Raw genomic sequence first — 3,109 nt, 5'->3', positions numbered from 1 at the left:
TTGTTCATCGATGCGTTGGATGTTTTGGAAGTTGTCAATTATCTCAACTCCCGCAGCAACTTTAGTGGAAGCCCTGAGGGCGAAGGCGAGGGGCAAGTCGTGATGGTAGGACTCGATTCGACAAGTTCCCCTCCAATGGCGTGGAGCCGGTCGGTTTCGAGAGACAACTCCAACGTAGAAGTCGAACTCTCCAACGTAGTCGTAGGACCGGTTCAACCTCGCCAAGCGAATAACTCGATAGGCATGAGCCTAGCGGATTACTTGGCCGGTTTTGCAGAAGATGAGGAAGGTGACGATATCGCTACCGCCCTTGTTTCGAGCGTAGATCCAGGGAATGAATTATTGGATTCGATCTTCGCGGATTCCTTCCTCGATTGATGTACCGTTATTAAGATAGAGTCAAATCAACCGGTTTGCCTTTTCCAACCAAATTAGAATTACTCGAATAGTCCAGTCTTTCCGAAAAGCCTCCAAAGGTATTAGTAAAAATGGGAATTGACGCTTCAAAGTCAGTCAGTCGCTTTCGTTCGTTGCTCAAGGCGAAACGGGAGCAATTCCGTCGTCTTGTTTGCGAAGGGCTCGAACGCCGGGATCTCATGGCAGTGTTTGCGCCGGGGACAACCGAGGAGTATCGGGATGCTTGGATAAGTGCGCACCCTGGTTTGCAGGGGGATTTTGGGAATTCGTTCAAAGGGCCGCATGCATTCAATCTATTAGGGTCTCGCTGGACAAATCCCACCGGGGGACCGAGCCTCAACATGGGGGATCCTGCAACAGTTAGCTGGAGTATTGTTCCTGACGGCACACGAGTTGGTTCAGGGCCAACGGATCTCCAAGCATCCAACTTGATTGCCTTTATGGATGGCATTTATGGGACAGCACCAGGTCCGGTCGGAAATAGGCCTTGGTTTAAACTCGTTGAGAGGGCCTATGACAACTGGTCCAATGTGACAGGGGTCAACTTCGTTTATGAAGCGAACGACGATGGTGTTGCGCAAACCAATTCCGCGGCGTCACGAGGAGTAACCGGAGTACGGGGGGATATTCGAATCGGCGGTCGAGCCATCGATGGAAATAGCGGTATTCTTGCTTTCAATTTCGATCCATTTACGGGTGGAAACTTTGGATTCGACGGCGATATGGTCATCGATACCACGGATAACTTCTACGCGAATAGTTCGAACGGTCCCGCCGGCGAGAACCGTGGGTTAATAAACGTATTGATGCACGAGGCGGGCCACGGAATTGGGCTGGGCCATTCGATACCCATTAACAACACAAAGTTGATGGAGCCAAACGTCACCTTTGCGTTCCTCGGTGCACAGCACGACGATATACTTGGTGCGCAAACGCTTTATGGTGATAACTTTGAATCGAACGATTCCTTTGGTACTTCAACGGATCTTGGTACTAGGTCGAACGGCACTATTCAGTTGAATAATCTTTCAACGGATCGCAATGCCGACGTTGATGTGTTTAGATTTACCATCAGCAATTCAGGTCGAGTTTCGATCACGCTGACTCCAGAGGGACAGCAGTATGTCATTGGTAACCAAGGTGGCGCGACTGCGCCGGTCAATACACTTATCAATAAAGATTTGTCCTTCCGGGTTGAAACCGCAACTGGAGCAATTCTTGCTACGGTCAATGCTGGCGGTCCAGGATTGGCAGAGACGATTCAAGACCTCGCGCTGCCGAACGCAGGAACATATGCGGTTCGAGTCCTAGGATCAGGTACAGAAACGCAGCTTTACAATCTTCGAATTACGCTTGACGGGATTACTCCGCCATCCGGACCAGCTCTTGAAACTTTTCGATTGCTTTCGGTGGCACCCAATTCAACGGAGATTTTCTCAAACACGCGTCCCAACGTCTTGGTCGAGTCGCCGAGAGAGTTGGTTTTTCGTTTTGATGCCGATCTCGATAGGACAACGCTGAGACAAGGGATACGCATTCGTCCCGCGGGGGACGACAAACAGTTTACTTCTGCGGATTTGCCAATAGTTCCAGCCTTTTTGGATTTTGGTACGTCGAATCGAATTGTCATCGCTCGTTTCGCAGAGCCGCTCTCCGATGATTTGTATCAAGTAGAGATTTTTGGTGCTGATATTCCTTCCGAGGGTGTTCGAGCGATACGGAACCAATCTGGATCGCAGATGAAGCCTCGTTTGGCAAATACGGATCGTGACACCTTCGAGTTTGATTTGGAGTTAGGAACCAAGATCATCGCAGTTGTTCCGCAGCCGATCGATCGTGCTGCGAACGGTACGCTCACGCAGCGCCGAAATCAAATAGAGGTCTTCTTCAATGATGGCGAACTCTACGACCAATCTGTTCAAACGGGAAATCTAACGCCGAACCCGCGCGTAGTAGACCCTGCCTTTTACAAACTGATCTTTACCAATGATACAGTTAGTCCCAACGATGATGCTGTAGTTGCACCACAATCGATCGCCTACGATGCCGTGGAGCGAAAGGCTACCCTAACCTTCCCGTTAGATATTCAGTCGTTTGGAAGCGGAAACGGAACGTTTCGATTGCGAGTCGGCAGTAGTGAAGCCCCTGCTTCTACAACGAATGTGATTCTCCCGAAAACATTGACACCAGCAAGTGATCCAGCGGGGTTCTTGGATGCGACACTGAATCTACCGACTAACGGTACGATCGTTAATGGTGTAGTAACTGGCTCGTTCTCGACGATCATCTCTGAGGAGATTCGGACCGTTGGGCCGAATCAATTGCTTTTGAACTATCCGGGAAGCAATCAAGAGCCCGGGCATCGAGACATACAAGACGAATCGCACATTGACGCAGTGCCTGGTCAGACTGCAGACACCAATACAGAAATCACACGCGTGCGATACAGCTTCATGGACAATCAAGTCTATGGACGTGATGCGCAAGGCCGTCCTCTGTCCTCTTCGATGAGTCCCGAACAGAAGCAGCGCGTGCGAGAGATTTTTGAATTGTACAGCGCTTATATCGGTATCGACGTTGTTGAACATCTCGGCACATCGGTACAAGGAGACGGGATTCTGAAGATTGTGTTGGGGGACATGTTCCCCAACAATGGAGTTCGTTCTGGTACAGGGGATGTACTCGGCGTAAC

The 3,109-nt window shown here is 50.1% G+C and carries 2 protein-coding genes; both read left to right on the top strand.

Annotation, left to right across the window (positions count from 1 at the left end; genetic code table 11):
- Positions 1 to 378: hypothetical protein (locus ACIQ2L_RS13755; protein WP_396159805.1), on the top strand; the 378-nt coding region annotated here is incomplete at its 5' end.
- Positions 379 to 596: 218 nt separating this feature from the next.
- The coding region (locus ACIQ2L_RS13750) for a matrixin family metalloprotease (protein WP_396159803.1) at positions 597 to 3,109 on the top strand (2,513 nt) is incomplete at its 3' end.

Source organism: Flavobacterium sp., assembly GCF_044369455.1.
In the GTDB taxonomy this organism is placed as follows: domain Bacteria; phylum Bacteroidota; class Bacteroidia; order Flavobacteriales; family Flavobacteriaceae; genus Flavobacterium.
Note: the sequence above shows the minus strand (reverse complement) of the source record. Positions and strands in the feature narration are given on the sequence as shown.